Origin of the sequence: Pararhizobium antarcticum, assembly GCF_001885585.1 — a bacterium.
Classification (GTDB): domain Bacteria; phylum Pseudomonadota; class Alphaproteobacteria; order Rhizobiales; family Rhizobiaceae; genus Pararhizobium; species Pararhizobium antarcticum.
The window spans coordinates 31,633-56,754 of record NZ_LSRP01000074.1 but is presented as its reverse complement, the minus strand read 5'-3'; the positions used below and the strand labels follow the sequence as shown (position 1 = coordinate 56,754).

Genomic DNA, 25,122 nt, shown 5'->3' with positions numbered 1-25,122 from the left:
GCGTGTTTGCCAAAACCGCCTGATAGACCGACGTTATGTTCATAGGATTTTGCTGACACATGGCCGTTTACACCGACATCTCCGAAGACGATCTCAGCGGCTTCCTGACGCAGTATGACGTTGGCGAACTGACCTCCTACAAGGGCATTGCCGAGGGCGTCGAGAATACCAATTTCCTGCTGCAGACCACCAAGGGCGCCTACATCCTGACGCTGTACGAAAAGCGCGTCGACCAGAGCGACCTGCCGTTTTTCCTCGGGCTGATGCACCATCTGGCCGGCAACGGCCTGTCCTGCCCGCTGCCGATCCCGCGTCTCGATGGCGCGCTGCTCGGCGAATTGTCGGGCCGGCCGGCGGCCGTGATTTCGTTCCTCACCGGCGTCTGGCTGCGCAAGCCCGATGCAAATCATTGCCGCGAAGTCGGCAGGGCGCTGGCCGCCATGCATGTTGCCGGCGACGGTTTTGATCTGACCCGCCGCAATGCGCTGTCGGTCTCCGGCTGGCGACCGATCTGGAACAATTCGGTGGCCCGCGCCGATGAGGTGCAGCCAGGTCTGGCCGACGAGATCGGCGCAGAACTCGATCATCTCGAGGCCCGCTGGCCGAAGACGCTGCCCTCGGGCGTCATCCATGCCGATCTGTTTCCCGACAATGTGTTCTTCCTCGGCGACGATCTTTCCGGCCTGATCGATTTCTATTTCGCCTGCAATGATTTCTTCGCCTATGACGTTTCCATCTGCCTGAACGCCTGGTGCTTCGAAAAGGACGGCGCCTTCAACATCACCAAGGGCATGGCGCTGCTGGCAGGTTATGAAAGCGTGCGGCAGCTCAGCGATGACGAAGTGGCGGCACTGCCGCTTCTGGCGCGCGGCTCGGCCATGCGTTTCTTCCTCACAAGGCTCTATGACTGGCTGATGACGCCGGCCGGCGCGCTGGTCGTGAAGAAGGACCCGCTCGAATATCTGAAGAAACTGCAATTCCACCGCTCGGTCGCCTCAGCCGCCGAATACGGTCTCGTGCGTGAAAGTCTCTCCCCATGAAACATGTCGATATTTTTACCGATGGCGCCTGCTCCGGCAACCCGGGGCCGGGCGGCTGGGGCGCCGTGCTGCGGTATGGCGAGGTCGAAAAGGACCTCTGCGGCGGCGAAGCCGACACCACCAACAACCGCATGGAGCTGCTTGCCGCGATCACTGCGCTCGATAGCCTGAAGGCCCAATGCGAGGTCGATCTCTACACCGATTCCAAATATGTCATGGACGGCATCGGCAAGTGGATCTTCGGCTGGAAGAAAAACGGCTGGAAGACCGCCGACAGGAAACCCGTCAAGAACGGCGAACTCTGGCAGGCGCTCGACGCTGCCAACCAGCGCCACAAGGTCACCTGGCACTGGGTCAAGGGCCACGCCGGCCACCCCGAAAACGAACGTGCCGACGAACTGGCTCGCAAGGGCATGGAGCCGTTCAAGAAGGGGCGGTGAGGGGGGGATGGCTGGGCTGAGGTTCGGAATATTCGCTTAGCGACGGGAATATCTGGTTAAAGCGCGATATCCTAGTCTCTGACTGGATAGAAAAGGCACAATCAGGTAAGTTTCTCTTTTGGATTTGTGGGGGCAATAGGAAACGTGAATAGGGGGATAGGAAATATGCCCCCTGTTCACGTTGGGCCGGTTGAGAGTTGAAACATCACTTCATCCCACAGTTCTACCTTCGACCTTGGCTGGGTTCCGACCATAAGCTGGAAGAGTTTGGGCGTGTCCCACCAACGAATCAAATCCGGTCGCGGCGGAGGGGGACCAAGTCAACGGGCTACGAGGAAGACCTATATGTCATCCCTGACGCTACCGAAGAGACAAAACACAACGTCGAAAAAGTATTTATGGGAGTGGTGGACGCATCTGCGGCAAACGCTCGTGACCTTCTCCTCGAAGGTGTCATACCGCAGGATGAGCTACGTGTTGCTTGGGCTCGTTTTCTGCTTTCCCTGATGATGAGAACACCAGAGCAGATCGCTGAATTCAAGCGCCGCATTTCGGAATTTTGGTTCAACCCGGATGCGGATTTGCTAGCAAGGTATGCCGAAGCACGGCAGTCCGGCTGGCCAGAAACACTTCAAGAGTATCTTGATGGAAACAAAAAAGTACCGGAACGAATTGCCGTGATGCTTGCTACGGACATGATGCAGCGGGAAAAGCTGCTCCGCCTTCTCATGGGTGCGATCTGGCGTGTCATGGGAACGGGTACAAAAATCCGGCCACTTATCACCTCTGATCGCCCGCTGGCTATGACCAACGGATTGATGAGACCGGATGGGCATTTCGGGCTGCCCATCGGTCCGCGGCACTTGTTCGTCGGCTTTATGCAGAAGGATTTTGCCGAAGCTTTCTGCTCCCAGCCCGTGGGAAAGATTATTCGGCTGACTAATGACGCTGTGGTAGGTCAAGCTCGGAAGAATGTATATGCTATCGACGCGACCTATATTGCCGATGTCCGTCGGCGGATGTCTCAGCGAGAGTACATACAACTCGTTCCCACCGAAGAAAATGGTCGAAAACCGAAGCCTTAAAAACGAGATGTTGGGGTGGTGGGTCCTAATTCCGCAACTCGCACGCTGTCGGTAAGCGTCCGTTGCGGCAGATGACGGGGGCTTGATGCAAAAACCCGGTCGCAGGGACGACCGGGCTTCGGGAGGTCATTTCGTTTTGGGGGCGGTTCAGTAGCCGTAGTTGATGACAACCTTGGCCTTGTAGTGTTTCTTGTAGCCGTAAGGCTTGTAGCTGTGGCTTTTGTAGCCGTACTGCTTGTGACCGTAGCTCTTCTTGTAGCCGTAGGACTTGTGGCCGTAGCTCTTGGAATAGCCGTGGCTCTGGTAGCCATAGCCACCGGCCTGCGACGGGGCGGCGAAGGAAACCGCAGCGACAGCGGCGACGAGGGCGGAGATGATGAACTTGCGCATGGGGTCAATCCTTTGATCCGGGTTGCGGATGAGGTTGTCTCATCCAGTGACCCGAGAATGCCATGCGACGGAGGACGGCGCTGTTTCGCGGGGAACAGGCTTCCGTTGTCCGAAAAGGCTCCTGGCCGTCACATGGCCAGCTTCGGGTGATCGATGGCAAACGCGGGCGAGCGTTCGGAAAGGCTCGACCTCGTACCTCTGTCTTGCGCTGGTCATGCGTGAAGTTTAGCAATGTCTTCAATGGTCAAACGGAGACACTCTGCCATGAGGACTGCTCTTTCCCGCCTGTTGCGTCGTTCCGCCCTGCTGCTTCTACTTGTCGCGCAGCCGGCCTTGGCCGAGCCCGTCGAACTCACCGTCATGAGCTACAATGTCTGGGGTGGCGGCGGCAATGAAAGCAAGCCGGTCGATGAAACCGTGGCCGCGATCAAGGCGGCCGGCGCCGATATCATCGGCATCCAGGAAACCCGCCTCGAACCCGATCCCTGCACCGCGGAAGACTGCAAGGCGGCAGGCGAGAGCGTGGCTGCGAAGATTGCTGCGGCGCTTGGCTATTTCCATTACGACCAGACCCGGGAAAGCCCGGCGCTCTGGGCCAATGCGGTGATCAGCCGTTTTCCGATCGGCAAGGCAACCGCAAACGATCTGGGCGTGACGATCGACGTCAAGGGCCGCAAGGTCATGGCCTACAACATCCACCTCACGGACTTTCCCTACCAGCCCTACCAGTTGCTGAACATCGAATATGGCACCGCACCTTACCTCAAGACCGAGGCCGAGGCCGTTGCCGCCGCGCAAGCCGCACGCGGCCCGGCGCTCGATCTGTTGATGTCGGACCTGAAGGAGGCCGACGGCGCGGAGGCGGTGTTCCTGTTCGGCGATTTCAACGAGCCCTCCCACCGCGACTGGACGCAGGCTGCGGTGAAGGCCGGCCACCAGCCGCTCAAGGTCGCCTATCCGACCACACGCCGGATCGAAGCCGCCGGTTTCACCGACCTGTTCCGCAAGGCCTTTCCGGATGAGGTCGCCAAGCCGGGCTTCACCTGGACGCCGACCTCGGCTGCGGACGCGACCGACGACCACCACGACCGGATCGACTTCACGTTCGGCCGCGCCGCCGCGCTTGAAGTGCTTAGCGCCGGTATCGTCGGCGAAAAAGCGCCGCAAGCCGATATCGTCGTCACGCCCTGGCCGTCCGATCATCGCGCGACCATGGCGAAGGTGCGCTTCTAGGCACCGAGACGCCGACGAGGCGTCGACGAGGTGGCGCGCAGCATTCCCCTGACCGCCCCTGTTGAACGTTGCATGCTCTTGCGTTTGGGGGAGCTGGCCGTGCGCCTCTCTCGTTGACGGTCGCCGTGAAAGCCTGAGAGATATCCGCAAGACACACGAAAAAACCCGGTCGCAGGGACGACCGGGTTTCAGGGAGGTCAGTTCGTCGTGATGATGCGGCTCAGTAGCCGTAGCCATAACCGTAGTTGATGATGACCTTGGCCTTGTAGTGCTTCTTGTGGCCGTAGGGCTTGTAATGGCTCTTGTAGCCGTACTGCTTATGGCCGTAGCTCGGCTTGTGGCCATAGCTCTTGTGGCCGTAGCTTTTGGAATAGCCATAGCTCTTGTGGCCATAACCGCCGGCCTGCGAAGGAGCGGCGAAAGAGACGGCGGCGACTGCTGCGACGATGGCGGAGATGATGAACTTGCGCATGGAGTCAATCCTTTGATCCGGGTTGCGGATGAGGTTGTCTCATCCAGTGACCCGAGAATGCCATGCGACGGAGGACGGCGCTGTTTCGCGGGGAACAGGGCTCAGGCCGGTCGGGATTTCTTCACGAAGGCGATGCGATCGAGAATGGCTGGATTCTTTTCCGTGTCGAAAAGAGCGACCAGCGCATCGAGATCATCGACATCGTTGCGGTGGCGCACCAGACCCTGTGCAGCAGCCTTGCGCACGGCAACGGTACGGTCGCGCGCCGCGCGCGAGATCAATGCCTCGGCCGCCGCGGCTTGGTCGATCGGCCTTGTTGCTGTGCCCGCCACCGGGCGCTTGATCCCGAGCGTTCTGCTGATCCAGAACTCGCGAAGGACCGGTATGTCCTCGACGGCGCCAGCCAGAAGGATGCGCAATGCCCGGGCACGGATGGCCGTGTTGCGGGCACTGGCGGCAAGTGCCGGCAATTGCGCATCAAACAGATCCGTCGACATCAGGTCGCGGAAGATCCGGACGATTGCCCCGCCTTCACCGTTCATCAGTCGGTCGGCAATCAGGTCGTGGATATCCGGGCGGCTGACGAGCGCGATCAAGGCCGCGCCGCCATCGCCCATGCGGCTCGCGAGCGGCAGGGCCTGCAGGCAATAGGGGAGCGTATCCACGAATACCTCTGGCGCGATCCCCGCTCCGACGCGATCCAGGCAACGTTGTGCCGCGGCCCGCACCTGCGGCACCCAGTCGTTCAGCCGGATCATCAGCAGGGCCAGTCGGATGGCGCTTGGCGGCGGCATGTTGATGCCTTCCAGCGCCCGTTCTCGCACAAATCCATCGGGATCGCACAGGGAAAACCAGGCAAGATCTTCCGGCGTTGGCAGTGTTGGCTCACGCGCCCGCCATGCGGTTTTCAGTTGCTCGACGAGACCGGTTGGCTTGGGTATCGGCGACCATCGCACCGTGTTGAGAGCTCTGCCGATGACGCGGGCGAGTCCCGTCGCATGGCCGGCTGGCTCTGCGTCCACGCGCACAAGCACGGCGCGCAACCGCTCCCCGTCCAGTTGCTGTCGATGGGCGATGCGTGCGAGAGCGCTTATGGCATCGATCAGCGCCGGCGCAATCTTGCCCGTGCCCCGACTTCTCCAGACATGATTGCGATCGTCCACGAGGTTCCTCCGACAGGAAAATGCCCGCAAAATGATTTGCGGGCAAGGTCGTCACAGGATGTCGTTAAAAGCAGCTCAGAGCTGGTCGAGCATCGCGGCTGCAGCCGAAACGGTGGCCTGGCCGGGGCTGTCCTCGATGTTCAGAGACTTGACGACGCCGTCGTCGACCAGCATCGAATAGCGCTTCGAGCGCAGGCCGAGCGTGCCGGCTGACAGATCAATGTCGAGGCCGAGCTTCTTGGTGAAATCCGCGTCCCAGTCGGAGAGGAAGTGGATCTTGCCCATGCCGCCGGACGCGGTCGCCCAGGCGCCCATCACGTGCAGGTCGTTGACGGAGACGACGGCGATGTCATCGACGCCGCGCGACAGGATGGCGTCGCGATTTTCCAGATAGCCGGGCAGGTGGTTCAGCGAGCAGGTCGGCGTAAACGCGCCGGGCACGGCAAAGAGAACGACCTTCTTGCCGGCAAACAGCTGTTCGGTGGTGAGTTCCACCGGGCCGTCGGCGGTCTTTTCCTTGAAGGTGGCGGACGGCAGTTTGTCTCCGACAGCAATGGTCATGATGGCTCTCCTGAAAGGGGATCGTGAAAGGGGTTTGCGAAACGGCGGAACGGGCGCGGTCTTCCCTTCGGAAATTCCGTCCTGTGGACGTCGGTCTGGAATATAGATTCGCCTCACTCAAAGGCAAGCGACGTTTCCATGCTTCGGCGACCCGAGCGCAGCACGAAAAGCGCGGTCCTGCCCTTCAGCTCGCCGCCCTTTGCCGGCGCGCGGTAGGGTATGTCGGCGACAAAGCCGCCATCCGCAGCAGCGTTGATGCTCGGCTTGCCGAAGGAAAATCCGCTCGGGCCGGCCAGGAAGATTTCGGGCGCCGCCCTGTCGTCATCGGGCACGACGAACGCGATCCGGAGCGAATGCGTCGCCGGGTCGATCGTTGTCGCCGTCACCTTCAGGTCCGCAGTCGGTGGCTCCGGCAAGGCCGCCGTCGCATCGTCGATGCGCGCCTGCTCCAGCGGATTGGCCACCGTGCCGCTGGGCAGCGCCAGCGACAATTCGGCCTGGACCGGAATGCAGATGTCCATGCAGATGCCGAGAAACACCGACGCCTTGAGGTCGACGACGCTGCCGGCAACCGTCTGGCGCAACTGCATCGGCAGGGCGACGGACCGATCGTAGCCGACATAACGCACGACCCCGTCATCGAAGGTTTTCGGTGCCGGAAAGCGCAGGCCGGAAAAGCTGATGCCGCTGGTCGGATCGATCGTCACCTGCGGCGGGATGCCGCTTGCCCCGGGCTCCAGCCAGTAGGTCTTCCAGCCGGGTTTCAGCCGGATCTCGAGGATCGCCGGGATCGTGCCGTCGGCAGTGGGCGGCGCGGCGATGATCCGGACATCGCCGCCTTCCGACTGGGCCCAGTCACTGCTGGCGGCCTGCGCCATCGAGAGAGGCGAAAACCAGCTGGCCGTGGCCGCAAGCAAAACAAAAGCAGCGGCGTGGAAAAAAGGATCGTTGCGACGGTCGGTCATGAAGCGAGATCTAGCCTGTTTGGTGCCGGCCCGCCAGAGTGCCGCATCCTGGTGTTGATCATATCCGCTTGATGGCGCGTGATCGGCGATGGCAACGCACGTGCGAAAAAATCCGAAAAGATCGACCGGGGCGCTTTTCATTTGGCCGTGAATTGGTAGGCTATGCCCATGGTGACCATGGCGACGTTCCAGAAGAAACGTGAGCGCGGATTGCTTGACGGTCAGTTCCTGATCGCCATGCCGGGCATGTTCGACAGCAATTTTTCCCGCACCGTGATCTATGTCTGCGCCCATTCCAGCGATGGCGCGATGGGCTTCGTGCTCAACCGTGCGCAGCCGCTCACCTTTCCCGACGTGCTCCTGCATCTGCGCATCATCGACAAGGAGCAGGCGATCCGGCTTCCCTCGCCAACCCGCGATTTCCAGATCCAGACCGGCGGCCCGGTCGAGACCGGGCGTGGCTTCGTGCTGCATTCGGATGACTACCTCTCCGAATCGAGCATTCCGGTCAGCGACGATATCTGCCTGACGGCCACGCTGGATATCATCCGGGCGATTTCGCGCGGCGATGGCCCGAGCAAGGCGATGATGATGCTGGGTTATGCCGGCTGGAGCGCAGGCCAGCTGGAAAACGAGATTGCCAGCAATGGCTGGCTGAACTGCCCGGCCTCCGAGGACCTGATCTTCGATCGCGGGCTCGGCGACAAATATGATCGCGCATTGTCGCTGATGGGGGTCAGCCCGGCCATGCTGTCGATGGATGCCGGGCACGCCTGAGCGTTTCTCCGGATCCGACGATCGGCAAATTCCTGTTTCTCTCCGGAACCTTTTCCGCCTGCGGCCGTTTTCAGGTGGCAAGGACGCGACGATATCAGATCGGGTCCAAACCTCTCAAGGAGTTTGAACATGGGTAGCACATCGGACAAGATTTCGGGCGCCGCAAACCAGGCTACTGGCAAGGTCAAGCAGACTGCAGGCGAAATGACCGGCAATGACAAGCTGCGCGCCGAAGGCAAGGGCCAGGAAGTCAAGGGCAAGGTTCAGTCCGCGACAGGCAAGGCCAAGGACACCGTCAAGGGTGCCGTCGACAGCATCTAATTTTGCGATTGTCCCGAGGAATTGACTTTCCTTGGGGCCACGCAGTGCGCAGCACTTCGGCTCCGACGGGTTCAACGGAGTAGAGGTTCGCGCCGATGCCCGCTGTGTGCTTCGCACCGGCGGGCATTTCTCCGTTATCAACACAGCGCAATCTGTTATGAACACAACACGGTTTCGCTGTGACCATAGCTTGATCCCCCCTTCGATTTTCACCAACGGCGGCCTTTCATGAAACTCTATCAATGCGAAAATTGCGGCCAGTCCGTCCATTTCGACAACCGGGTGTGCATCAGCTGTGGGTCCCAACTGGGTTTCCTGCCTGCGACGGCGGCCGTCCATGCACTGACGCCGGCGGGTGACATGCACTGGCAAACCTCGTCCTGGACGCTCGGCAAGCTGAGGTTCTGCGCCAATGCGGCGCAGGACATCTGCAACTGGCTGATCACCGAAGACGATGAAAACATCCATTGCCAGGCCTGCCGCTATAACCGGATCGTACCGGTGACGGACAATCCTGAGGGTTTGTCGCGCTGGCAGAATATCGGACGGGCGCAGCGATACCTGTTCTATTCGCTGATCCGCTGGAACCTGCCGCGCCCCGGTCGCGACGTCGATCCGCAGGGCGGCCTGGTGTTCGATTTCCTCGCCGATGAAGTCAAGCCGGACGGCGTGATCGTTCCGGCGATGACCGGACATGAGGACGGGCTCATCAGTCTGCGTGCCGCTGAAGCGAACGATGCGACGCGCGAAAGCGTGCGCGTTTCCATGGGCGAGCCATACCGGACCTTGCTGGGCCACTTCCGCCATGAGATCGGCCATTTCTATTTCGACCAGCTCTGCCGCGACGAAGCGACCCTGTTCGAGGCACGATCCTTCTTTGGCGACGAGCGGGAAGACTACGAGGCGGCGCTGAAGCGCAATTACGAGCAGGGCCCGCCGGCCGACTGGCAGAGCCGGTTCATTTCCACCTATGCCAGCTGCCATCCGTCCGAGGATTTTGCCGAATGCTGGGCCCATTATTTCCATATCGTCGACGTGCTTGAAACGGCGCGTGCCTTTGGTCTGTCGACGGCGCCGTGGCGCCACACATCGATGGCGGCGGGGGTCGATTTCGATCCGTACCGGGTCTGGGATACGCAGATTCTGGCCGATGCCTGGATCCCGCTCAGCGTTGCCATCAACAGCATCCAGCGCAGCATGGGCCAGCCCGACAGTTATCCCTTCATCCTCTCGCCGCCGGTGGTGCAAAAACTCGGCTTCATCAACCGGTTGATCCGCCGCGCCGGCGGCAATTGACCGGCGCTTGAAACGCACGGATTGAACACTGCCACCGGACTGGTTAAAGCTGTCCGGTGGCAGTCGTCGTTTGAAGGGTGAGGCGTGACATCAGCAAAACTCCTATGGCCGGCTTTCGCCTGCCTGGCGTTCCTGGCTCATCCGGCGCAGGCCGAATGGCAGCGCACCGAGGTCGTCAAGACCTATGCCGTGCGCGGCAACTCGGGCGCCGAACTCTACCAGTCGATCGGCGAGAACGGCCCTGAGATCGGTGGCCTTGCCCGCGTCATCGCCTACACCAATTTCAAGCTCACCTGGACACGGAAATACGAGCGCCAGGGCGATGCCTGCGTGCTGGTCTCGGCACGCCCGAAGCTGATCGTCACCTATCACCTGCCGCAAGTGGCAGGCAAACTTCCGAAAACCGTCAAAGCCAACTGGGAGACCTTCATCGAAGGCGTGCGCGCCCATGAGCGCGTGCATGGCGATATCATCGAGGACATGGTGCGCGAGATCGAGGCGGCAACGGTGGGGCTGACCGTTCCCGGCGATCCGAAATGCCAGGCCATCCGGACCGAGATGACAAAACGTCTTGGCGCCCTGTCCATGGCCCAGCGCCAAAAGAGCCGCGATTTCGACCAGATCGAACTCAGCGAGGGCGGCAATGTCAACCGCTTGGTGCTGCAACTGGTCAATGGGCAGTAGGAATTAGGAATTAGGAATTAGGAATTAGGAATTAGGAATTAGGAAATAGGAAATACAATCTGGAATTATAGATAGACAGAGGTTTCGAAAAAAAGCATTTCCTACTGCCTACTGCCTACTGCCTACTGCCTACTGCCTACTGCCTACTGCCTACTGCCTACTGCCTACTGCCTACTGCCTACTGCCTACTGCCTACTGCCTACTGCCTACTGCCTACTGCCTACTGCCTACCCTCACGCCCTTTTCATCAACGGAAACCGTTCCTTCAGCAGGCGCTGGATCGATTCGGTGCCGATCGGTGGGCCGAAGAGGAAGCTCTGGCCGAAATCGCAGCCCATCTGGGCAAGCTGGATGGCGTCCTCTTCCGATTCGATGCCTTCCGCCACCACCTCCATGTCGAGGTCGCGGGCCATGGTGATGACCGAGCGCAACAGGATCGAGCGTTTGTCGCTGGGGTCCTTGACCAGTGCCTTGTCGATCTTGATCGTATCGAAGGGGAAGCGCGTCAGGTAGGCGAGCGACGAGTATCCGGTGCCGAAATCGTCAAGCGCCAGCTTCAGCCCGGCTGCCTTGAGCTTTTCCAGGACCAGGCGGGCCTGTTCCGGGTTCTCCATGACCACGGATTCGGTGATCTCGATCCGGATCTTCTGCGGGTCGCAGCGGCTCTTGGTCAGCACCGCGCGGATGTCGTCGTAGAGTTCGTTGTTGAGCAGTTGCGCACTCGACAGGTTGACCGAAACGAAGATCGGCAGCGCGCCGGTCTGGATCTGCCATTCCGTCAGGTCGCTGGTGGCCTTTTCAAAGGCGAACATGCCCAACTGGTTGATCAGTTCGGAGCTTTCGGCGATCGGGATAAACTCGGTCGGCGAGATATTGCCGCGCTTTGGATGGTCCCAGCGCATCAGCGCTTCGAAACCGGCGATCTCGGCATCGTTCAGCCGCACGATCGGCTGATAGACGAGCGACAGTTCCTTGCGCTCGATCGCCCGGCGCAGATCGCTTTCCAGTTGCAGGCGATCGGTGCCCGAGGCGCGGAAGGCCGGGCGGAAGGGCTCGACGCGGTTGCCGCCGGCCTTCTTGGCGCGGAACATGGCAAGCTCGGCATCGCCGAGCAGGCCGATGGCATTCTCCTGCTGGTCGACCCAGGAGACGAGGCCGATCGAGGCCGTCAGGTTGATTTCGTTCTTGCCGAAATTCAGCGGCACCATGATCGCCTTGGATACGGCATCGGCAAAGTCGGCGACCTTGGCGGGATCCCGCTCTGACATCAGCACCAGCCCGAAATGGTCGCCCCCAAGGCGCGCGAGCGTATCCTGCGGCTTCATCAGCCGGCGCAGGCGACGCGTCAGCGCGATCAGGATGTTGTCGCCGGCAGCGATGCCGAATTTTTCGTTCACCTGCCTGTAGCGGTCGATATCGATGGCGATGACGGTCGGGCGCACGGAGTTGGAGCCCGGGGCCAGCGACAGGATGGATTGCAGCCTGTCGAGGAAGATCTGCCGGTTCGGCAGGCCGGTCAGATTGTCGTGCAGCGCATCGTGCAGCAGCCGGTCGATGGAATTCTTCTGTTCGGTGATGTCGACGATCGTTCCGACGCAGCGGATGATTTCGCCGTTCGAGCCAAGCACCGGGCGGGCGCGAATGGCCAGCCAGTGATAATGCCCGTCTTCGGCGCGAACCCGGAATTCATGGTTGAGCCGCCCGCGGCGATGTTCGAGCAAGACGTCAAGCGTTGCGCGAAACCGGTCGCGGTCATCCGGATGCAGGCGCGGCAACCAGTTGCGCGCAGCGCCGTGCATGGTGCCCGGCGACAGGCCAAGCTGGGCCGAGATGTCGGGAATGGTCACCACCCGGTCGCGCGCCACGTCCCAGTCCCAGACGGTATCGCCGGAGCCGGTCAGCGCCAGCGACTGGCGCTCGAGATCGGAAAACAGGCCCTGGCTATAGGCGCCGCCGGAAAACGCGTGCTGCATCACCGTGAAGCCGATCAGAAGCACGATCAACACGAGGCCGCCACCCAGCGCCGGCTGGACGATGTCGTTGGCGAGTTGGCCGGTGACCGTCAGCCAGGCGCCGAACAGCCAGACGAGAATGAGCAGCCAGGCAGGCACGAGCAGGATGGCGCGGTCATAGCGGTTGAAGCCGAGATAGGCGATGAGCACGATGCCGGCCGTGCCGGTCAGCGCAAAGGACAGGCGCGCAATGCCGGCGGCGATCGCCGGATCGTAGATCGCCACGCCGAACAGGAGCCCGAGCCCAAGAATCCAGGCGAGCGTCGCATAGGACAAATGCTGGTGCCAGCGGTTGAGGTTGAGATAGGTGAACAGGAAGATGACGAGGCCGGCCGCCAGAAACACCTCGGTTCCCGCGCGCCATATGCGCTCGTCGCCGGCGGTGATCGCGATCAGCTTCGACAGAAAGCCGAAATCGACGCAGATATAGGCAAGCACGGCCCAGGCAAGCGCTGCCGTCGCCGGCAGCATCGAGGTGCCCTTGACGACGAAGAGGATGGTCAGGAACACGGCAAGCAGGCCGGCAATTCCAAGCACGATGCCACGATAGAGCGTGAACGCATTGACCGTGTCCTTGTAGGCGTCCGGCTCCCAGAGATAGATCTGCGGCAGTTCGGGCGTCGCCAGCTCGGCAACGAAGGTGATGACGGAGCCGGGGTTGAGCGTGATGCGGAAGACGTCGGCCTCCTCGCTCGGCTGGCGGTCGAGCGCGAACCCTTCGGACGGCGTGATCGACAGGATGCGCTGCGAGCCAAGGTCCGGCCAGAACAGCTTGGAATTCACCAGACGGAAATGCGGAGCGACGATGACGCGCTCGAGCTGCTCTTCCGAAACATTGGCAAGCGCAAACACAGCCCAGTCGCCCTGGTGGTTTTCGGCGCTGGAGCGGACCTCGATGCGCCGCACGATGCCGTCCGTGCCCGGCGCCGTCGAGACCTGGAAGGCCTCGCCGCGGCCGGTATAGATCTCGGTGGTCGCGGTCAGGTCGAGGGCGGTGTCCTCGCGTGAAATCCTGACCGGCTCTGTGGCCAGAACACGACCGGCGCCAAGGGACCAGAAGGCAGCCGTCAAGACAAGCAACAGGACGATGAGCCCTGTGGCTGACGAGTGAAACGACCCGCGGGTGAAAGACATCAGATACTCAAATTCCTGTTTGGCGCCACGTCTCCCGAAAGCAGGGAGAACATCAGGTGATCGCGCCATTGCCCGTTGATTTTAAGGTATTCCCGCAGGTAGCCTTCCCGCTGAAAACCGGCCTTTTCAAGGAGCCTTATGCTTCTTTGGTTCTCGGGAATACAGGCTGCTTCGATACGGTGCAACTGAAGGCTTGAAAAGATATAGGGTACGACCAGCTGCACACCCTGCGCCATGTGTCCCTTTCCGGCATAACGCTCGCCCATCCAGTAGCCGATCATGCAGCATTGGGCAGCGCCGCGGCGGACATAGCCGATGGTGATGCCGCCCAGAAGCGCCGCATCGGCGCGCGAAAACAAAAACAGCGGCACGGCCTGGCCCGAGGCAAATTCCTGCTCGTTGCGGATGACGCGGGCGCGAAACGCGCTTTCGCTCATGTCGCCGCTCTGCCAGGTCGGCTCCCAGGGTTCGAGGAAGGTGCGGCTTTCGCTGCGCAAGGCAAGCCATTGCCGATAGTCCGCCAGGCGGGGCAGGCGCAGCATATGGGTGGCATTGGCAATTTCAACGGGGTCCGGCTGCCGAGACAGGAACCGAAACACCGACCTTGCCATGAAAGCCTCCGAACCGCTGAATTTAGGGATAGGCGGATGACGGCCAGCGCTTGCCCGCGAGCCGGGATCTTCGATGCGCGCCGGCTTTTGTCAGGCCGGCGCGATCAAAGCAGGCGCCGGCTCAGCCATTGGCTGCGCGCGGCTGGATGACCTTGCTGGAAAGCGACGACAGAATATCGCCCATCGGGGCCAGTTTATCGACCGGGCCGATGGCCGAAAGCGTCGGCACCGTGTCGAAGAACAGGCGTCCGGCCAGATCGGTCAGGCGTTCGACGGTAATGCCGGACAGGCGCTCCATCAGTTCCTCGTTGGGGATGGGGCGACCGTAGAGCATCATCTGCCGGGCGATCTGTCCGGCCCGTGCCGCCGGGCTTTCCTGACCCATCAGCAACTGGGCGCGGATCTGGGCGCGGGCCCGGTCGATTTCCTGCTGCTCGATCTTTTCAGACGATTTGCGCAGTTCGTCGATGATCACAGGCATCAGTTCCGGCAGGTTCTCGCCGCCGGTCGCGGCATGAACGCCAAAAATCCCGGTGTCGGAAAAACCCCAGTGGAACGCATAGACGGAATAGCAGAGGCCGCGATGCTCGCGCACTTCCTGGAACAGCCGGGACGACATGCCGCCACCGAGAATATTGGCAAGGATCTGCGAGCAGTAGAAGTCGCGGGCGTGATAGGCCTTGCCCTCGAAGCCGAGCAGGACCTGCGCGTCCATCAGGTCGCGCCCCTCGCGAACGTCGCCGCCCGTGTAATGGGCGGTCTCGGAGACCGGCGCTGCCGCCGGTGTCTGCGGCAGGCTGGAAAATCTGTCTTCGACCTGTCGCACGAAGCTGTCATGATCGAGTGCGCCGGCGCCGACGACGAACATGCGGTCGGTGGTGTAGTTGCGCCCGAGATAGCCGCGAATCTGGTCTGGCGTGAAGGAAAGCACCGTCTCCGGCGTGCCGAGGGTCGGTCGGCCGATCGTCTGGTCGGCAAAGGCGGTTTCGGCAAAGCGGTCGAACACAACGTCGTCAGGCGTGTCGTTTGCGGCGCCGATTTCCTGCAGGATGACGTGTTTCTCGCGCTGCAGTTCTTCCTCGTCGAAGGAGGATTCCGTCAGGATGTCGGCCAGGATGTCGACGGCAAGCGGCACGTCGCCTTCAAGGATCCGCGCGTAGTACGACGTCGTTTCCGTCGATGTCGCGGCATTGACCTCGCCGCCGACATTCTCGATCTGCTCGGCAATGTCGCGGGCACTGCGGCGTGCCGTGCCCTTGAATGCCATATGCTCCAGAAGGTGGGCGATGCCGTGCTCGTTCGCCGTTTCGTTGCGGGAACCGGACTTGATCCACACGCCGAGAGCGACACTCTCGAGATGCGGCATCGTTTCGGTAACCACCGTCAACCCCGACGCGAGCCGGGTGCATTCAACTTTCATCATCCGTCTTTCTGCGGTCTTATTTCCGGATGCGCGCATGTGCGTTGATAAAGGTTTCAACGGCTTCAAGCTCGGGTTCCAGAATGTCGAACCGCTCCTCCCTATCCATAAGATCAGCAAGCCACGTTGGAAGCGCCGGGTCAATACCACTGGCTGATTTTACCGCAGCCGGGAATTTTGCCGGGTGGGCCGTGGCCAGCGTCACCATGGGTGATGTCGGCTTTTCGTGTTTCGCGGCAACAAACACGCCAATTGCCGTGTGCGGGTCGAGCAGATAGCCGGTCTCGTCGAGCGTCCTGCGGATCGTCGCCGCGACGTCCTTCTCGGAAGCACGGCCGGCCCGGAACTCGCGGCGGATCGCCTTCAGCGCGGTTTCGCCCAGTTCGAATGCGCCCGACTGCTTCAGGCTCTCCATGGCAGCGCGCACCTTGGAGGCATCGCGGCCATTGGCCTCGAACAGCAAGCGCTCGAAATTCGACGAGATCTGGATGTCCATCGATGGCGAGGTCGTTGCCTTGACGCCGCGCATTTCATAGCGCCCGGTCTTCAACGCACGCGCCAGAATGTCGTTCTCATTGGTGGCGACCACCAGCCGGTCGATCGGCAGGCCCATTTTCTTGGCGACGTAACCGGCGAAAATATCGCCGAAATTGCCGGTGGGCACTGTAAACGAGACCTTGCGGTCGGGCGCACCCAGCGCCAGGGCCGTCGTGAAATAATAGACGATCTGGGCCATGATCCGCGCCCAGTTGATCGAGTTGACGCCGGAAAGCGCCACGCTGTCGCGGAACGGCACGTCGTTGAACATGGCCTTGACGAGGTTCTGGCAGTCGTCGAAATTGCCGTTCAACGCCACGGCATGCACATTGCTTGCCGTCGACGTGGTCATCTGGTGCTGCTGCACCGGCGAGACCTTGCCATGCGGAAAGAAGATGAAGATGTCGGTGCGGTCGCGCCCGGCAAAGGCGTCGATCGCGGCGCCGCCCGTGTCGCCAGACGTGGCGCCGACGATGGTTGCCCGTTCGCCGCGCTCGGCCAGCACATGGTCCATGAGGCGCGCCAGAAGCTGCATGGCGACGTCCTTGAAGGCGAGCGTCGAGCCGTGGAACAACTCCATGATGAAGGCGTTCGGGCCGCTCTGCACCAAGGGTGCGATGGCCGGATGGCGGAAGGTGGCATAAGCCTCGTCGATCATCGCCCGAAACGTCGATGCCGGGATCTCGTCGCCGACAAAGGGCGAAAGCACCGTGAACGCGATGTCCTGGTAGGATTTTCCGCGCAGGCCACGGATGTCTTTCTTCGAGAGCGTCGGCCATGTCTCCGGCACATAAAGCCCGCCATCGCGGCCGAGACCGGCCAGAAGCGCATCGCAGAAGCCGATAGAGGGGGCCTGGCCCCGCGTCGAGACATACTTCACGTTAAGCATCCTTCGTCATGCGTTCGTTGCCGCCTTCGCGACCCTGATGTCGGCCAGACCCTAGTCCAGCCTGTTTGCGAACATGGTTCTTTTTGCGTCAGTCCTTGGCAAAGCCGAAAAATTCCCTGCCTGTCGCCGTGGCACGGGCTCCGGCAGGGGCCTGCCGCCGTGTGCATCGGACAATGCTGAAATTTTGGTCGCCGCCGCACAGACTCCAATCGATTTTTCAATGCGCCGCTGCTATAGACCATCGCCAAGGGTCTTGAAAGACAAAAGGCACCGGCGCATCGGGCGGAAAAAAGTCGCAGTTTGCGGCTGAGGGTAGGCCAGGTGCAGTCAAGGGCGAAAGCAGAGGGTCACGTCACGTGTTTGGTAAAGTTTCCAGCCGTCTTCTCGGAATTTCACTTCTTGCGCTCGTCGCGGGCTGCAACAAAACGGATACGGGCGGCGCCATCGATGCCGGCGCCAACGCGGTGGCACCGACGCCCGCGGTGATCCAGGGCACCTGCCCGCAGATCTTCCTGCGCGAGGGCACTTCCACCTATCGCACCTATGCGAAGGGCGCCAAGGATGATCCGACGCAGATCATCTACCAGGCCTCGCTTGCCGATACGACGCGACAGTGCGTGCAGAGCGAGACGACGCTGACCGTCAACATCGCCGTGCAGGGCCGGGTGATTTCCGGGCCGGCGGGCGGCTCGGGCACGGTCAACCTGCCGATCCGCGTCGCTGCCAGCGATGGCGAAAAAACGCTCTATTCGGAACTGACGCAGTTTCCGGTCGATATTCCCGCAGAGGGCACGGCGCAATTCGTGTTTAGCAAGAGTGCGGTGCTGCCGGGCGGCTCGGGCGATTTCGCCAAGCTCTATATCGGCTTCGACGAAGGCCCGCCGTCAAAGAAGAAGTAACCGGAGACTGAAGGACCGGACGGTCCGGGTCGGGATGCGGAGCCGCAGCCATGGGCGCTTTCGAACAGGCCGTCGGCAGGCAGATCGCCGCCAAGCTGAAAGCCGACGGGTTTGCGCGGCGCGGGCAGAGCTTTAACCGGCGCCGCGGCTGTGAAATCCAGGTGATCTCCCTGCAGCGGTCGCGCAACAATACCGCGCTTCGGGCGCGCTACACCGTCAATATCGGCGTGACCCCGGACCTTGGTGCGCCTGACGCCTGGGTCGAGGCCAGCGCCTGCCGTTGGCGAATGCGCATCGGCATGCTGCGCCCCGAACGGCAGGACCATTGGTACGATTATCGTCCGGATGATCCGGAAAACCTCGACGCGGCGATCGCTGAAACCCTTGCAGACATAGAGGCCTATGCTCTGCCCTGCCTTTCCGAAACAAGATTTCCGTCGCTGGCGACGCGCACGACCGTTCGCGTCTGGCAGATCGTCAGGGTGCTTCTGCGCCGTCTGGGATATCTGTAGGGAGCGCGCCTGCGCTACCCCGGATCCTTTCGCGTTGCGGACTGCGGCGTGTCGACGTTCACCGATCGAACGGCCAGTGAACGTCCTTCACGCGCACAACGACCTTCAGGCCGTCAGTTCTTCCGACCATTGCGAAAGTGCGGCGATGACGCCGGGAAACGCGCTCATCCGCGAAATCACCGTCTCGGCGCCGGCTTCGGTCAGTTTGTCGGCATGGGACGGATAGCTGTGGGCGCCGCCGGTAAAGCCGACGACGCGCATGCCGGCCGCGCGGGCGGCATGGATGCCGTGGACTGAATCCTCGATCACCAGAACGCGCGAGGGATCGACGCCGAACTGCTTGGCGCCATGCAGGAAGATGTCCGGCTTCGGCTTGACGCGGTCAGGCCCGAGATCGCGGGCGGAATAGATATGCGCGCCGAAATGCGTCTTGATGCCGACCTTGCCGAGCATCATCGACAGCCGTTCCGAGGTGGAGTTGGAGCAGATGCCGTGCGGCAGCTTGATCTGCGCCAGCATCGGCTGCACGCCCTCGACGATCTTCAGGTCGTTTGCCAGACGCTGGTCGAGAATGGTGTCGACCTTGGTCAGCAGCGCGGCCGAAAGCGGAATGTCCGCTTCCTTTTCGATCGCCAGCAGCGTGTGGTGCCATGTCAGGCCGGCAAAGCGTTCACCCATCTCCTCGCTGCTGATCGGATAACCGGATTCCGTCAGCAGGTCCGCCTGAACTTCGGCGGCGATGATTTCGGAATCGACCAGAACGCCGTCGCAGTCGAAGAGAATGAGGTCGATGCTGGTCATGCCTGTGGATTCCTTTGGGACGATTGTTGTTCGAGGATGGCCGCGATGTACACGATGACGGCTGAAACCTCAACCGCCAACACCGGGTGGCTGCCATGCGCTGCGGAGCGATGGGCGCTCGACTTCCGCGCCGGCACCCGGCAAAAGGAGAGCGGCTTTGCCTTTGCTTGGTCTCCGGCGAACAGCCTCAAGAGGATTATCCGATCGTGACCGTTCGCCTGCGCGCCCATCATCTTCTCTGCATGCTGACCTTCATCGGCAAGGGGTATACGCCGGAGTTCACGCAAAACTACCGACGCATCGCCGCGCGGCTTTCGGCCGGGGAACCGATGCACCTGGTCAGCGGACCGGACGATATCTGCGCGCCGCTCGCCGGTCTCGCCGACACTCACTGTCTGCGCGACAGCGTGACGGAGCGCGATGAAAAGGCGGCGAGGGCGGTTTCGCTGCTGTTGAACCGGCCGGTTGTCGACGGCAGCGTGATCCTTCCCGATGCCGATTTTCTCGAGCGCATGCGACAGGCGTTTCAGACCGGCGAGATCCGCACCGGCTGCGCGGGCTGCGAATGGTCGCCGCTCTGCAGCGATATCGCGCAACAGGGTTTTCCGGAGGTTCTGGTGACGTCAGGCGGGCGGACCGAACAGGGCTGAAAACGCCGTCTCGCCGCCGGCCGTGAAATGCACGGCACGGCTGTCGGGAAGCCGCCGGGCCCAGCCCTTTTCGAGGAACATCGACAACAGCGCCTCGCCGAGCGAACCGGCAAGATGCGAGCGCCGTTCGCTCCAGTCGAGGCAGGTGCGGCAGACCGGCCGGCGCTGTCTGGCGAGGGCGGCAAGGTCGATGCCGAGCGCAGCCATCCGCTGATGGGCGGCAGCAGTCAGCATGAGGTCGTCGCCGGTCCCCGCGATCACTTCCTCGGCCACGAAGCTGTCGAGCATGCGCACGCCGTAATCGCCGGCCAGGTGATTGTAGCAGACCCGCGCCTTGCGCAGCGCCGGATCCTTCGGCCCTGTCCGGTGGCGGGTAAAGCCGCGGCTTGCGGCAAAGCCCATCAGGCTTTCCAGCAGGAGCCCGACATCGTCATCCGACAGCGCGAAATAGCGGTGCCGACCCTGCTTGCGCTGGCCGATCAGCCCGCCGGCCTCGAGTTTCGAGAGATGCGAGCTTGCGGTCTGCAGCGTCACGCCCGCCGTCCCCGCAAGTTCGGTCGCCGTCAATGCCTTGCCGCTCATCAGGGCGGTCAGCATGTTAGCGCGGGCGGGGTCGCCGATCAGGGCCCCGATCTGGGCAATGTCAGGTCCTTCTTTCATACTTCGATGCTAACCGAAGCATGGAGCGCATTCAAGATGGCAAAAGCAATCATCGAAACCAAGGAGACCCCGATGATCACCTGCTTCATCCGCTATGAAATCGACCCGTTCGCGCAGGAGGACTTCGCCACCTATGCCCGCAACTGGGGCGAGGCCATTCCGCGCAACGGTGCCGATCTGATCGGCTATTTTGCCCCGCACGAGGGCTCGTCGACCACGGCTTACGGCCTCTACAACATCGAAAACCTGGCAGCCTACGAGGTCTACCGGGCGCGGCTGAAGGCCGATCCGCTCGGCGCGGAAAACTTCCGCTTTGCACGGGAGAAGCGGTTCATCCTCAAGGAAGACCGGATTTTCCTGAAAAACGTCTCGGCGCCGCAGGCAAAGGGAGGGTCGCGATGATCGCCGTGATCTTCGAAGTCACGCCGGTCTATGGCCGGCGCAACACCTATCTGCAGCTGGCGGCCCAGTTGCACGCGCACCTCGAGCGGATCGACGGCTTCCTGTCGATCGAGCGTTTCGAAAGCCTGAAATTGCCGGGCAAGATCCTGTCCCTGTCGTTCTGGCGCGACGAGGCGGCAATCGCCACATGGCGCAACGGTCCCGAACATCGGGCCGCACAGCTTGCCGGCCGCGACGGCACCTTTGCCGATTACCGCCTGCGCATTGCCGGCGTCATCCGCGACTATGGCCTGACGGAGCGCGACGAAGCCCCGCAGGACAGCCGGCAATTCCATGATGCAAGGGACGCAGACGCGCAGTGACAAGGGTTCGGCATCGAGCGTCATTGCGGAGCAGGCCCGGGTCATCTGCGGGAGACGACGTTTGTCTCCCGCAGATGAGAACCCCTACTGCACCGCCACTTCCGTGCGTTCCGCCGCCTTGACGGCTGCCGGCATTTCCTTGGGCGCGAGATCGCTCTTGTAGCTGGCGCGCACGATATAATCGCCCGGCGGCAGGGTCTCGGTGTAGTCGACGGCATAGACGGTGACGATGACGGCCTGGTTGCCCTGGATGTCCTTCTTCGCGGAAAGGATCTCGATCTTGTCGGCGCCGGGCGCGGTGATCGCCAGCACGCCGCCATTCAGGTTGACGGTCACGTCCTTACGTTCGCCGGCCTTGATCGAGAACGGCGTCTCGCCCTGCACCTCGCCGAGCTTGGCGACCAGGATGAAGTCGCCGGTCGGCGTGTCCAGCTTCGTGCCCGTGCCATAGGTGCTGCCAAAACGCTGGCGCTCGCCGTTGATGTTCTTGGTTGCGGAGACGATTTCGAAGAAGACCGAGGAGGATTCCACCGCCAGTCCGCCGTCGGAATAGATCGCCTTGTTGTCGATGACGCCGGATCCGATGACCAGGTCGTGTTCGACGGTTTCGCCAGCCTTGACGGTGACGGCATCCTCTGTTGTCGCCGGACCGATGGTTCCTTTCAGGCTGACGCTGCCGGCCGACGCATAGAATTTTGCCGTTCCGTAAAAGGTCGTGGAATAGTCGCCGAAACCGATCAGGACGGCGGCATTGTCATCGGCGGCCGTGTCCTGCGGGGTGCGCTTGGGCGTGATGATGACATAGCCTGCATCGAAGTTGACGAGCGGCTTGGCAGCCTCGCCATCCTTGATCTCGAAAGGCGCCCGGCGTTCGATCGAACCGTTCAGGATTGCCTCGGCGACGTATTGTCCCGCCGGATAGCTTGCCGAATAGGCGCCCTTGTATTCGAGTGCGATATAGTCACCTTCCGGCTCGCCGCTGGCACCGGCCTTGAAGATCTTCCACTGCACGTCGTTGATGTCGCCGAGCGACGGCCCGCCTTCCGACAGCGTGCTGTCGAAAAGGGCGTTATACTCGAGCTGGACCGGCTCGACGGTCTCGACCATCTCTGTCTGCGGCTTGACGACCGGCGGCGCAGCAACGGTTGCCGCAAGCGCTGCAACCAGCTGGCCGGCATCCGACGCCTGGAAATACTGGCCGCCAGTGCCTTCGGCCAGGCAGGCAACCTGCTTGCCTTCCTCTGCCGTCAGCCCGAAACCGACGACATGCGTGGTAAAGTCGACGCCCTTGCTCTCGAGCTCCCGTGCCAGCGCGCAGGGATCGGCCTCGCAGGTCTCCAGCCCGTCGGTCACCAGCACCACGGTGGCCTTCTCCTCGGTATATTTCAGCGCCTCCGCCGCCTCGCGCACGGCCTGCGTCAGCGGCGTCTTGCCCCGCGGCGTGATCGTGTTGACGAAATCGGCGATCTCTTTTTCGCTGCCGGCTGCAGCCGGCACGACAAGCTCGATATCCGAGCAGGAGCCCTTGTCGCGATGGCCGTAGACCATCAGTCCGAGCTCGGTTTCCTTCGGCACGGATTGCAGCACTGTCCCCAGTGTCTCGCGGGCAATCTCGATCTTCGAGCGCCCGTCGATCTGGCCCCACATCGAGCCGGAGGCGTCGAGCACGACGATGGTGCGCTCCGCAGCCTGGAGGGTGGTTGGAACAAGGATGGCAAGGCAAAGGGCAACAATGCTTGATAGTCGCATGAGAGTCTCCCGATCAAACCGCAGCGACGACAATTTTGCACACGCCGGGGGGCGCCGCAATTGCTACGGCAAACACAGTCGGGTTAACGGCGCAAAAGTCCGTTCTATTCGCCGCAAACCACGCAGACACGAGAATATTTCGATTTTTCGGCGGTGCTTTCAGGGTTTGGTAACCAAGTTCGGTAACCATAAGCGCTGAAATCAGTTCCGAGTAAGCGTGATTGCGAGTTGCCCATGTCATCAGTTCTCTCAACGGTCGAAATCTCTCGTGCCGCCCGTCCTTCCGGCTGGCTCAACACCATCATCAAGGGCGATTGCGTCGCAGCCCTCGAAGCCCTTCCCGATAATTCCGTCGATGTCGTCTTTGCCGACCCGCCCTACAACCTGCAGCTCGGCGGCGCGCTGACCCGTCCCGACCAGTCGCTGGTCGATGCGGTCGATGACGAGTGGGACCAGTTCGTCTCCTTCGAGGCCTATGATGCCTTCACCCGCGCCTGGCTCCTGGCCGTGCGCCGGGTGCTGAAGCCGACGGGCACGCTCTGGGTCATCGGCTCCTACCACAACATCTTCCGCGTCGGCGCGACGCTGCAGGACCTGAATTTCTGGATCCTCAACGACATCATCTGGCGCAAGACCAACCCGATGCCGAATTTCAAGGGCCGCCGCTTCCAGAACGCCCACGAAACACTGATCTGGGCCTCGCCGAGCGCCAAGGGCAAGGGTTACACCTTCAACTATGATGCGCTGAAAGCGTCGAACGACGACGTCCAGATGCGCTCCGACTGGCTGTTCCCGATCTGCTCGGGCGGCGAGCGCCTGAAGGGCGACGACGGCAAGAAGGTGCATCCGACGCAAAAGCCGGAAGCACTTCTCGCCCGCATCATGATGGCCTCCAGCAAGCCGGGCGACGTCATCCTCGATCCGTTCTTCGGCTCCGGCACGACCGGCGCCGTCGCCAAGCGTCTCGGTCGCAATTTCGTCGGGATCGAGCGCGAGCAGGTCTATATCGATGCCGCCCACGAGCGCATTGCCGCCGTCGAGCCGCTTGGCAAGGCGACGCTCTCGGTTCTGAGCGGCAAGAGGGCCGAACCGCGCGTTGCCTTCAACACGCTGGTCGAAAGCGGCATGATCAAGCCCGGTGCGGTTCTGACCGATGCAAAGCGCCGATACAGCGCCATCGTCCGTGCCGACGGCACGGTCGCAAGCGGTGGCGAGGCCGGCTCGATCCATCGTCTCGGCGCCAAGGTGCAGGGCCTCGATGCCTGCAACGGCTGGACATTCTGGCACTATGACGACGGCAAGATGCTGCGCCCGATCGACGATCTGCGCGCCGTCATCCGCAGTGGCATGGCCAAGCTCAACTGACAGCACGATCTGTTTCCTGCTCTGAAACCACCCGCGCGATCGCCGCGCGGGTGGTTTCGTCATACTTCCAGCAAAAAACAACAACTATTCGTGGTTGATAAATTAGACTTTATAATTGCCGCAGATGCGCGATGTTGAGGCCTGCTCTTTCGATTCGCGCGATGGTCCCGAGTAAGCCGAAGTTTCGTCCGGAGCTGAAGCACAACCGCTAAATGATTTAGCAAAAGGGGACGGCGCCATGAACCAGCGCGACGACATCAACACCTGGGCGATCTACCGGGCACAGGAAATTCTCGGCCGCGAGGGCATGGACCTCGCCAAATCCGCCCGCAGTTTCGACCACAAGGCGATCCGGGAAAACGGCATGCTGCTGGCGCGGGCGATTGCCGCTTCGCTGATCGAGGCATCCGCGACGATGCCGAAATAATCGACAGGTCTGCCCGTTGCGGCGGGGATCAGACGCAACGGTCAGGATCCCGAAAGCATCGCTGTGCGCGTCGATGGCGCTGCACGGCACTTTCCGGCTGCGCGGGGGCATCATCGCGGGGCGGTGTCGATGCGCGCCGCTTGCCATTTTAGGTGAAACCGCCAGGCGATAGTCGCTCAAAAATTTTGCTCTGCGCCACCGCTGAAATCGCCATGGGCGCTGTGGTCTTTTAGACCCTCTTAACCATCCTCATCCTAAGATCAGT

At 61.8% G+C, this 25,122-nt stretch carries 28 protein-coding genes; 16 read left to right on the top strand and 12 right to left on the bottom strand.

Going from position 1 to position 25,122, the window contains the following annotated elements:
- Nucleotides 1-59 precede the first annotated feature (59 nt).
- From AX760_RS07680 to AX760_RS07670, 3 genes are all read left to right on the top strand, one after another.
- On the top strand, nt 60-1,040 hold the full coding sequence (locus AX760_RS07680; protein ID WP_071832398.1) for a homoserine kinase: 981 nt from the start codon (nt 60-62) through the stop codon (nt 1,038-1,040).
- On the top strand, nt 1,037-1,480 hold the full coding sequence (gene rnhA, locus AX760_RS07675; RefSeq protein WP_071832397.1) for a ribonuclease HI: 444 nt from the start codon (nt 1,037-1,039) through the stop codon (nt 1,478-1,480). The genes AX760_RS07680 and rnhA overlap by 4 nt, the downstream gene beginning before the upstream one ends.
- 197 nt (nt 1,481-1,677) lie before the next feature.
- Complete coding sequence (locus AX760_RS07670; RefSeq protein WP_071832396.1) at nt 1,678-2,565, top strand: DUF4238 domain-containing protein; 888 nt, start codon at nt 1,678-1,680, stop codon at nt 2,563-2,565.
- A 147-nt stretch (nt 2,566-2,712) separates the two neighbouring features.
- Here the strand turns inward: AX760_RS07670 and AX760_RS07665 are convergent, their stop codons facing one another.
- Complete coding sequence (locus tag AX760_RS07665; protein ID WP_071832395.1) at nt 2,713-2,955, bottom strand: hypothetical protein; 243 nt, start codon at nt 2,953-2,955, stop codon at nt 2,713-2,715.
- 264 nt (nt 2,956-3,219) lie between these two features.
- Here AX760_RS07665 and AX760_RS07660 point away from each other — a divergent pair, with 264 nt between their 5' ends.
- Entirely contained in the window at nt 3,220-4,188 is a 969-nt protein-coding gene (locus AX760_RS07660) for an endonuclease/exonuclease/phosphatase family protein (RefSeq protein WP_071832394.1), read from the top strand.
- Nucleotides 4,189-4,408: 220 nt separating this feature from the next.
- Here AX760_RS07660 and AX760_RS27405 read toward each other — a convergent pair whose 3' ends face one another.
- From AX760_RS27405 to AX760_RS07640, 4 genes are all read right to left on the bottom strand, one after another.
- Nucleotides 4,409-4,660, bottom strand: a complete 252-nt coding sequence (locus AX760_RS27405; RefSeq protein ID WP_071832393.1) for a hypothetical protein — start codon at nt 4,658-4,660, stop codon at nt 4,409-4,411.
- A gap of 101 nt (nt 4,661-4,761) precedes the next feature.
- Nucleotides 4,762-5,823, bottom strand: a complete 1,062-nt coding sequence (locus tag AX760_RS07650) for a hypothetical protein (protein ID WP_071832392.1) — start codon at nt 5,821-5,823, stop codon at nt 4,762-4,764.
- Nucleotides 5,824-5,898: 75 nt separating this feature from the next.
- Nucleotides 5,899-6,384, bottom strand: a complete 486-nt coding sequence (locus tag AX760_RS07645; RefSeq protein WP_071832391.1) for a peroxiredoxin — start codon at nt 6,382-6,384, stop codon at nt 5,899-5,901.
- Between the two features lie 113 nt (nt 6,385-6,497).
- Nucleotides 6,498-7,349, bottom strand: a complete 852-nt coding sequence (locus AX760_RS07640; RefSeq protein WP_071832458.1) for a protein-disulfide reductase DsbD domain-containing protein — start codon at nt 7,347-7,349, stop codon at nt 6,498-6,500.
- Between the two features lie 177 nt (nt 7,350-7,526).
- Here AX760_RS07640 and AX760_RS07635 point away from each other — a divergent pair, with 177 nt between their 5' ends.
- The 4 genes from AX760_RS07635 to AX760_RS07620 all read left to right on the top strand — a co-directional run bounded on the left by AX760_RS07635 (nt 7,527) and on the right by AX760_RS07620 (nt 10,427).
- A complete protein-coding gene (locus tag AX760_RS07635) occupies nt 7,527-8,126 on the top strand; it encodes a YqgE/AlgH family protein (RefSeq protein ID WP_071832457.1) in 600 nt (199 codons plus the stop codon).
- Nucleotides 8,127-8,255: 129 nt separating this feature from the next.
- Nucleotides 8,256-8,447 carry a CsbD family protein gene (locus AX760_RS07630; RefSeq protein WP_071832390.1) on the top strand — a complete coding sequence of 64 codons (192 nt, stop codon included), beginning with the start codon at nt 8,256-8,258 and terminating at the stop codon, nt 8,445-8,447.
- 228 nt (nt 8,448-8,675) lie between these two features.
- On the top strand, nt 8,676-9,743 hold the full coding sequence (locus AX760_RS07625) for a zinc-binding metallopeptidase family protein (RefSeq protein WP_071832389.1): 1,068 nt from the start codon (nt 8,676-8,678) through the stop codon (nt 9,741-9,743).
- 84 nt (nt 9,744-9,827) lie between these two features.
- Nucleotides 9,828-10,427, top strand: coding sequence for a DUF922 domain-containing Zn-dependent protease (locus AX760_RS07620; protein WP_071832388.1), 600 nt, complete (start codon nt 9,828-9,830; stop codon nt 10,425-10,427).
- 233 nt (nt 10,428-10,660) lie between these two features.
- On the opposite strand, the gene AX760_RS07615 is transcribed toward AX760_RS07620, so the two are convergent.
- The 4 genes from AX760_RS07615 to thrC form a co-directional block, all read right to left on the bottom strand.
- Entirely contained in the window at nt 10,661-13,573 is a 2,913-nt protein-coding gene (locus AX760_RS07615) for a sensor domain-containing phosphodiesterase (RefSeq protein WP_071832387.1), read from the bottom strand.
- The gene (locus AX760_RS07610) at nt 13,573-14,184 is read right to left on the bottom strand and encodes a GNAT family N-acetyltransferase (RefSeq protein ID WP_071832386.1); all 612 of its coding nucleotides are present in this window, start codon (nt 14,182-14,184) and stop codon (nt 13,573-13,575) included. The genes AX760_RS07615 and AX760_RS07610 overlap by 1 nt, the downstream gene beginning before the upstream one ends.
- Nucleotides 14,185-14,305: 121 nt before the next feature.
- Nucleotides 14,306-15,607, bottom strand: a complete 1,302-nt coding sequence (locus AX760_RS07605; protein WP_087149188.1) for a M16 family metallopeptidase — start codon at nt 15,605-15,607, stop codon at nt 14,306-14,308.
- A 16-nt stretch (nt 15,608-15,623) separates the two neighbouring features.
- A complete protein-coding gene (thrC, locus tag AX760_RS07600) occupies nt 15,624-17,030 on the bottom strand; it encodes a threonine synthase (RefSeq protein ID WP_071832385.1) in 1,407 nt (468 codons plus the stop codon).
- A gap of 356 nt (nt 17,031-17,386) precedes the next feature.
- On the opposite strand from thrC, the gene AX760_RS07595 reads away from it, so the two are divergent.
- Together AX760_RS07595 and AX760_RS07590 are read left to right on the top strand one after the other, a co-directional pair.
- On the top strand, nt 17,387-17,929 hold the full coding sequence (locus AX760_RS07595) for a hypothetical protein (RefSeq protein WP_071832384.1): 543 nt from the start codon (nt 17,387-17,389) through the stop codon (nt 17,927-17,929).
- A 50-nt stretch (nt 17,930-17,979) separates the two neighbouring features.
- Complete coding sequence (locus AX760_RS07590) at nt 17,980-18,441, top strand: DUF4304 domain-containing protein (protein ID WP_071832383.1); 462 nt, start codon at nt 17,980-17,982, stop codon at nt 18,439-18,441.
- Nucleotides 18,442-18,546: 105 nt separating this feature from the next.
- Here the strand turns inward: AX760_RS07590 and AX760_RS07585 are convergent, their stop codons facing one another.
- A complete protein-coding gene (locus AX760_RS07585) occupies nt 18,547-19,242 on the bottom strand; it encodes an HAD family hydrolase (RefSeq protein WP_071832382.1) in 696 nt (231 codons plus the stop codon).
- A 45-nt stretch (nt 19,243-19,287) separates the two neighbouring features.
- Here AX760_RS07585 and AX760_RS27120 point away from each other — a divergent pair, with 45 nt between their 5' ends.
- Nucleotides 19,288-19,452, top strand: coding sequence for a hypothetical protein (locus tag AX760_RS27120; protein ID WP_175552033.1), 165 nt, complete (start codon nt 19,288-19,290; stop codon nt 19,450-19,452).
- Nucleotides 19,449-19,892: a DUF1284 domain-containing protein gene (locus AX760_RS07580; protein WP_071832455.1), complete on the top strand. Its 444-nt coding sequence runs from the start codon at nt 19,449-19,451 to the stop codon at nt 19,890-19,892. The genes AX760_RS27120 and AX760_RS07580 overlap by 4 nt, the downstream gene beginning before the upstream one ends.
- On the opposite strand, the gene AX760_RS07575 is transcribed toward AX760_RS07580, so the two are convergent.
- Nucleotides 19,866-20,552: an ArsR/SmtB family transcription factor gene (locus AX760_RS07575; protein ID WP_071832381.1), complete on the bottom strand. Its 687-nt coding sequence runs from the start codon at nt 20,550-20,552 to the stop codon at nt 19,866-19,868. The two genes, AX760_RS07580 and AX760_RS07575, sit on opposite strands and share 27 nt — an antisense overlap.
- 72 nt (nt 20,553-20,624) lie before the next feature.
- Here AX760_RS07575 and AX760_RS07570 point away from each other — a divergent pair, with 72 nt between their 5' ends.
- Together AX760_RS07570 and AX760_RS07565 are read left to right on the top strand one after the other, a co-directional pair.
- Nucleotides 20,625-20,954 carry an NIPSNAP family protein gene (locus AX760_RS07570; RefSeq protein ID WP_071832454.1) on the top strand — a complete coding sequence of 110 codons (330 nt, stop codon included), beginning with the start codon at nt 20,625-20,627 and terminating at the stop codon, nt 20,952-20,954.
- The gene (locus tag AX760_RS07565) at nt 20,951-21,316 is read left to right on the top strand and encodes an antibiotic biosynthesis monooxygenase family protein (protein ID WP_071832380.1); all 366 of its coding nucleotides are present in this window, start codon (nt 20,951-20,953) and stop codon (nt 21,314-21,316) included. Before AX760_RS07570 ends, AX760_RS07565 begins: the two co-directional genes overlap by 4 nt.
- Before the next feature lie 84 nt (nt 21,317-21,400).
- Here the strand turns inward: AX760_RS07565 and AX760_RS07560 are convergent, their stop codons facing one another.
- Entirely contained in the window at nt 21,401-23,065 is a 1,665-nt protein-coding gene (locus AX760_RS07560) for a vWA domain-containing protein (RefSeq protein WP_071832379.1), read from the bottom strand.
- A gap of 234 nt (nt 23,066-23,299) precedes the next feature.
- On the opposite strand from AX760_RS07560, the gene AX760_RS07555 reads away from it, so the two are divergent.
- Together AX760_RS07555 and AX760_RS07550 are read left to right on the top strand one after the other, a co-directional pair.
- The gene (locus AX760_RS07555; protein ID WP_071832378.1) at nt 23,300-24,430 is read left to right on the top strand and encodes a site-specific DNA-methyltransferase; all 1,131 of its coding nucleotides are present in this window, start codon (nt 23,300-23,302) and stop codon (nt 24,428-24,430) included.
- A gap of 238 nt (nt 24,431-24,668) precedes the next feature.
- On the top strand, nt 24,669-24,857 hold the full coding sequence (locus AX760_RS07550; RefSeq protein WP_071832377.1) for a hypothetical protein: 189 nt from the start codon (nt 24,669-24,671) through the stop codon (nt 24,855-24,857).
- Nucleotides 24,858-25,122 lie beyond the last annotated feature (265 nt).

Excerpts from the sequence above, each read along its gene's own strand:
- AX760_RS07680 (WP_071832398.1), top strand. The coding sequence starts at position 60 with ATGGCCGTTTACACCGACATCTCCGAAGACGATCTCAGCGGCTTCCTG.
- rnhA (WP_071832397.1), top strand. The coding sequence starts at position 1,037 with ATGAAACATGTCGATATTTTTACCGATGGCGCCTGCTCCGGCAACCCG.
- AX760_RS07665 (WP_071832395.1), bottom strand. The coding sequence starts at position 2,955 with ATGCGCAAGTTCATCATCTCCGCCCTCGTCGCCGCTGTCGCTGCGGTT.
- AX760_RS07660 (WP_071832394.1), top strand. The coding sequence starts at position 3,220 with ATGAGGACTGCTCTTTCCCGCCTGTTGCGTCGTTCCGCCCTGCTGCTT.
- AX760_RS27405 (WP_071832393.1), bottom strand. The coding sequence starts at position 4,660 with ATGCGCAAGTTCATCATCTCCGCCATCGTCGCAGCAGTCGCCGCCGTC.
- AX760_RS07645 (WP_071832391.1), bottom strand. The coding sequence starts at position 6,384 with ATGACCATTGCTGTCGGAGACAAACTGCCGTCCGCCACCTTCAAGGAA.
- AX760_RS07640 (WP_071832458.1), bottom strand. The coding sequence starts at position 7,349 with ATGACCGACCGTCGCAACGATCCTTTTTTCCACGCCGCTGCTTTTGTT.
- AX760_RS07635 (WP_071832457.1), top strand. The coding sequence starts at position 7,527 with ATGGCGACGTTCCAGAAGAAACGTGAGCGCGGATTGCTTGACGGTCAG.
- AX760_RS07630 (WP_071832390.1), top strand. The coding sequence starts at position 8,256 with ATGGGTAGCACATCGGACAAGATTTCGGGCGCCGCAAACCAGGCTACT.
- AX760_RS07625 (WP_071832389.1), top strand. The coding sequence starts at position 8,676 with ATGAAACTCTATCAATGCGAAAATTGCGGCCAGTCCGTCCATTTCGAC.
- AX760_RS07615 (WP_071832387.1), bottom strand. The coding sequence starts at position 13,573 with ATGTCTTTCACCCGCGGGTCGTTTCACTCGTCAGCCACAGGGCTCATC.
- AX760_RS07610 (WP_071832386.1), bottom strand. The coding sequence starts at position 14,184 with ATGGCAAGGTCGGTGTTTCGGTTCCTGTCTCGGCAGCCGGACCCCGTT.
- AX760_RS07605 (WP_087149188.1), bottom strand. The coding sequence starts at position 15,607 with ATGATGAAAGTTGAATGCACCCGGCTCGCGTCGGGGTTGACGGTGGTT.
- thrC (WP_071832385.1), bottom strand. The coding sequence starts at position 17,030 with ATGCTTAACGTGAAGTATGTCTCGACGCGGGGCCAGGCCCCCTCTATC.
- AX760_RS07590 (WP_071832383.1), top strand. The coding sequence starts at position 17,980 with ATGGGCGCTTTCGAACAGGCCGTCGGCAGGCAGATCGCCGCCAAGCTG.
- AX760_RS07585 (WP_071832382.1), bottom strand. The coding sequence starts at position 19,242 with ATGACCAGCATCGACCTCATTCTCTTCGACTGCGACGGCGTTCTGGTC.
- AX760_RS27120 (WP_175552033.1), top strand. The coding sequence starts at position 19,288 with ATGTACACGATGACGGCTGAAACCTCAACCGCCAACACCGGGTGGCTG.
- AX760_RS07575 (WP_071832381.1), bottom strand. The coding sequence starts at position 20,552 with ATGAAAGAAGGACCTGACATTGCCCAGATCGGGGCCCTGATCGGCGAC.
- AX760_RS07570 (WP_071832454.1), top strand. The coding sequence starts at position 20,625 with ATGATCACCTGCTTCATCCGCTATGAAATCGACCCGTTCGCGCAGGAG.
- AX760_RS07565 (WP_071832380.1), top strand. The coding sequence starts at position 20,951 with ATGATCGCCGTGATCTTCGAAGTCACGCCGGTCTATGGCCGGCGCAAC.
- AX760_RS07560 (WP_071832379.1), bottom strand. The coding sequence starts at position 23,065 with ATGCGACTATCAAGCATTGTTGCCCTTTGCCTTGCCATCCTTGTTCCA.
- AX760_RS07555 (WP_071832378.1), top strand. The coding sequence starts at position 23,300 with ATGTCATCAGTTCTCTCAACGGTCGAAATCTCTCGTGCCGCCCGTCCT.
- AX760_RS07550 (WP_071832377.1), top strand. The coding sequence starts at position 24,669 with ATGAACCAGCGCGACGACATCAACACCTGGGCGATCTACCGGGCACAG.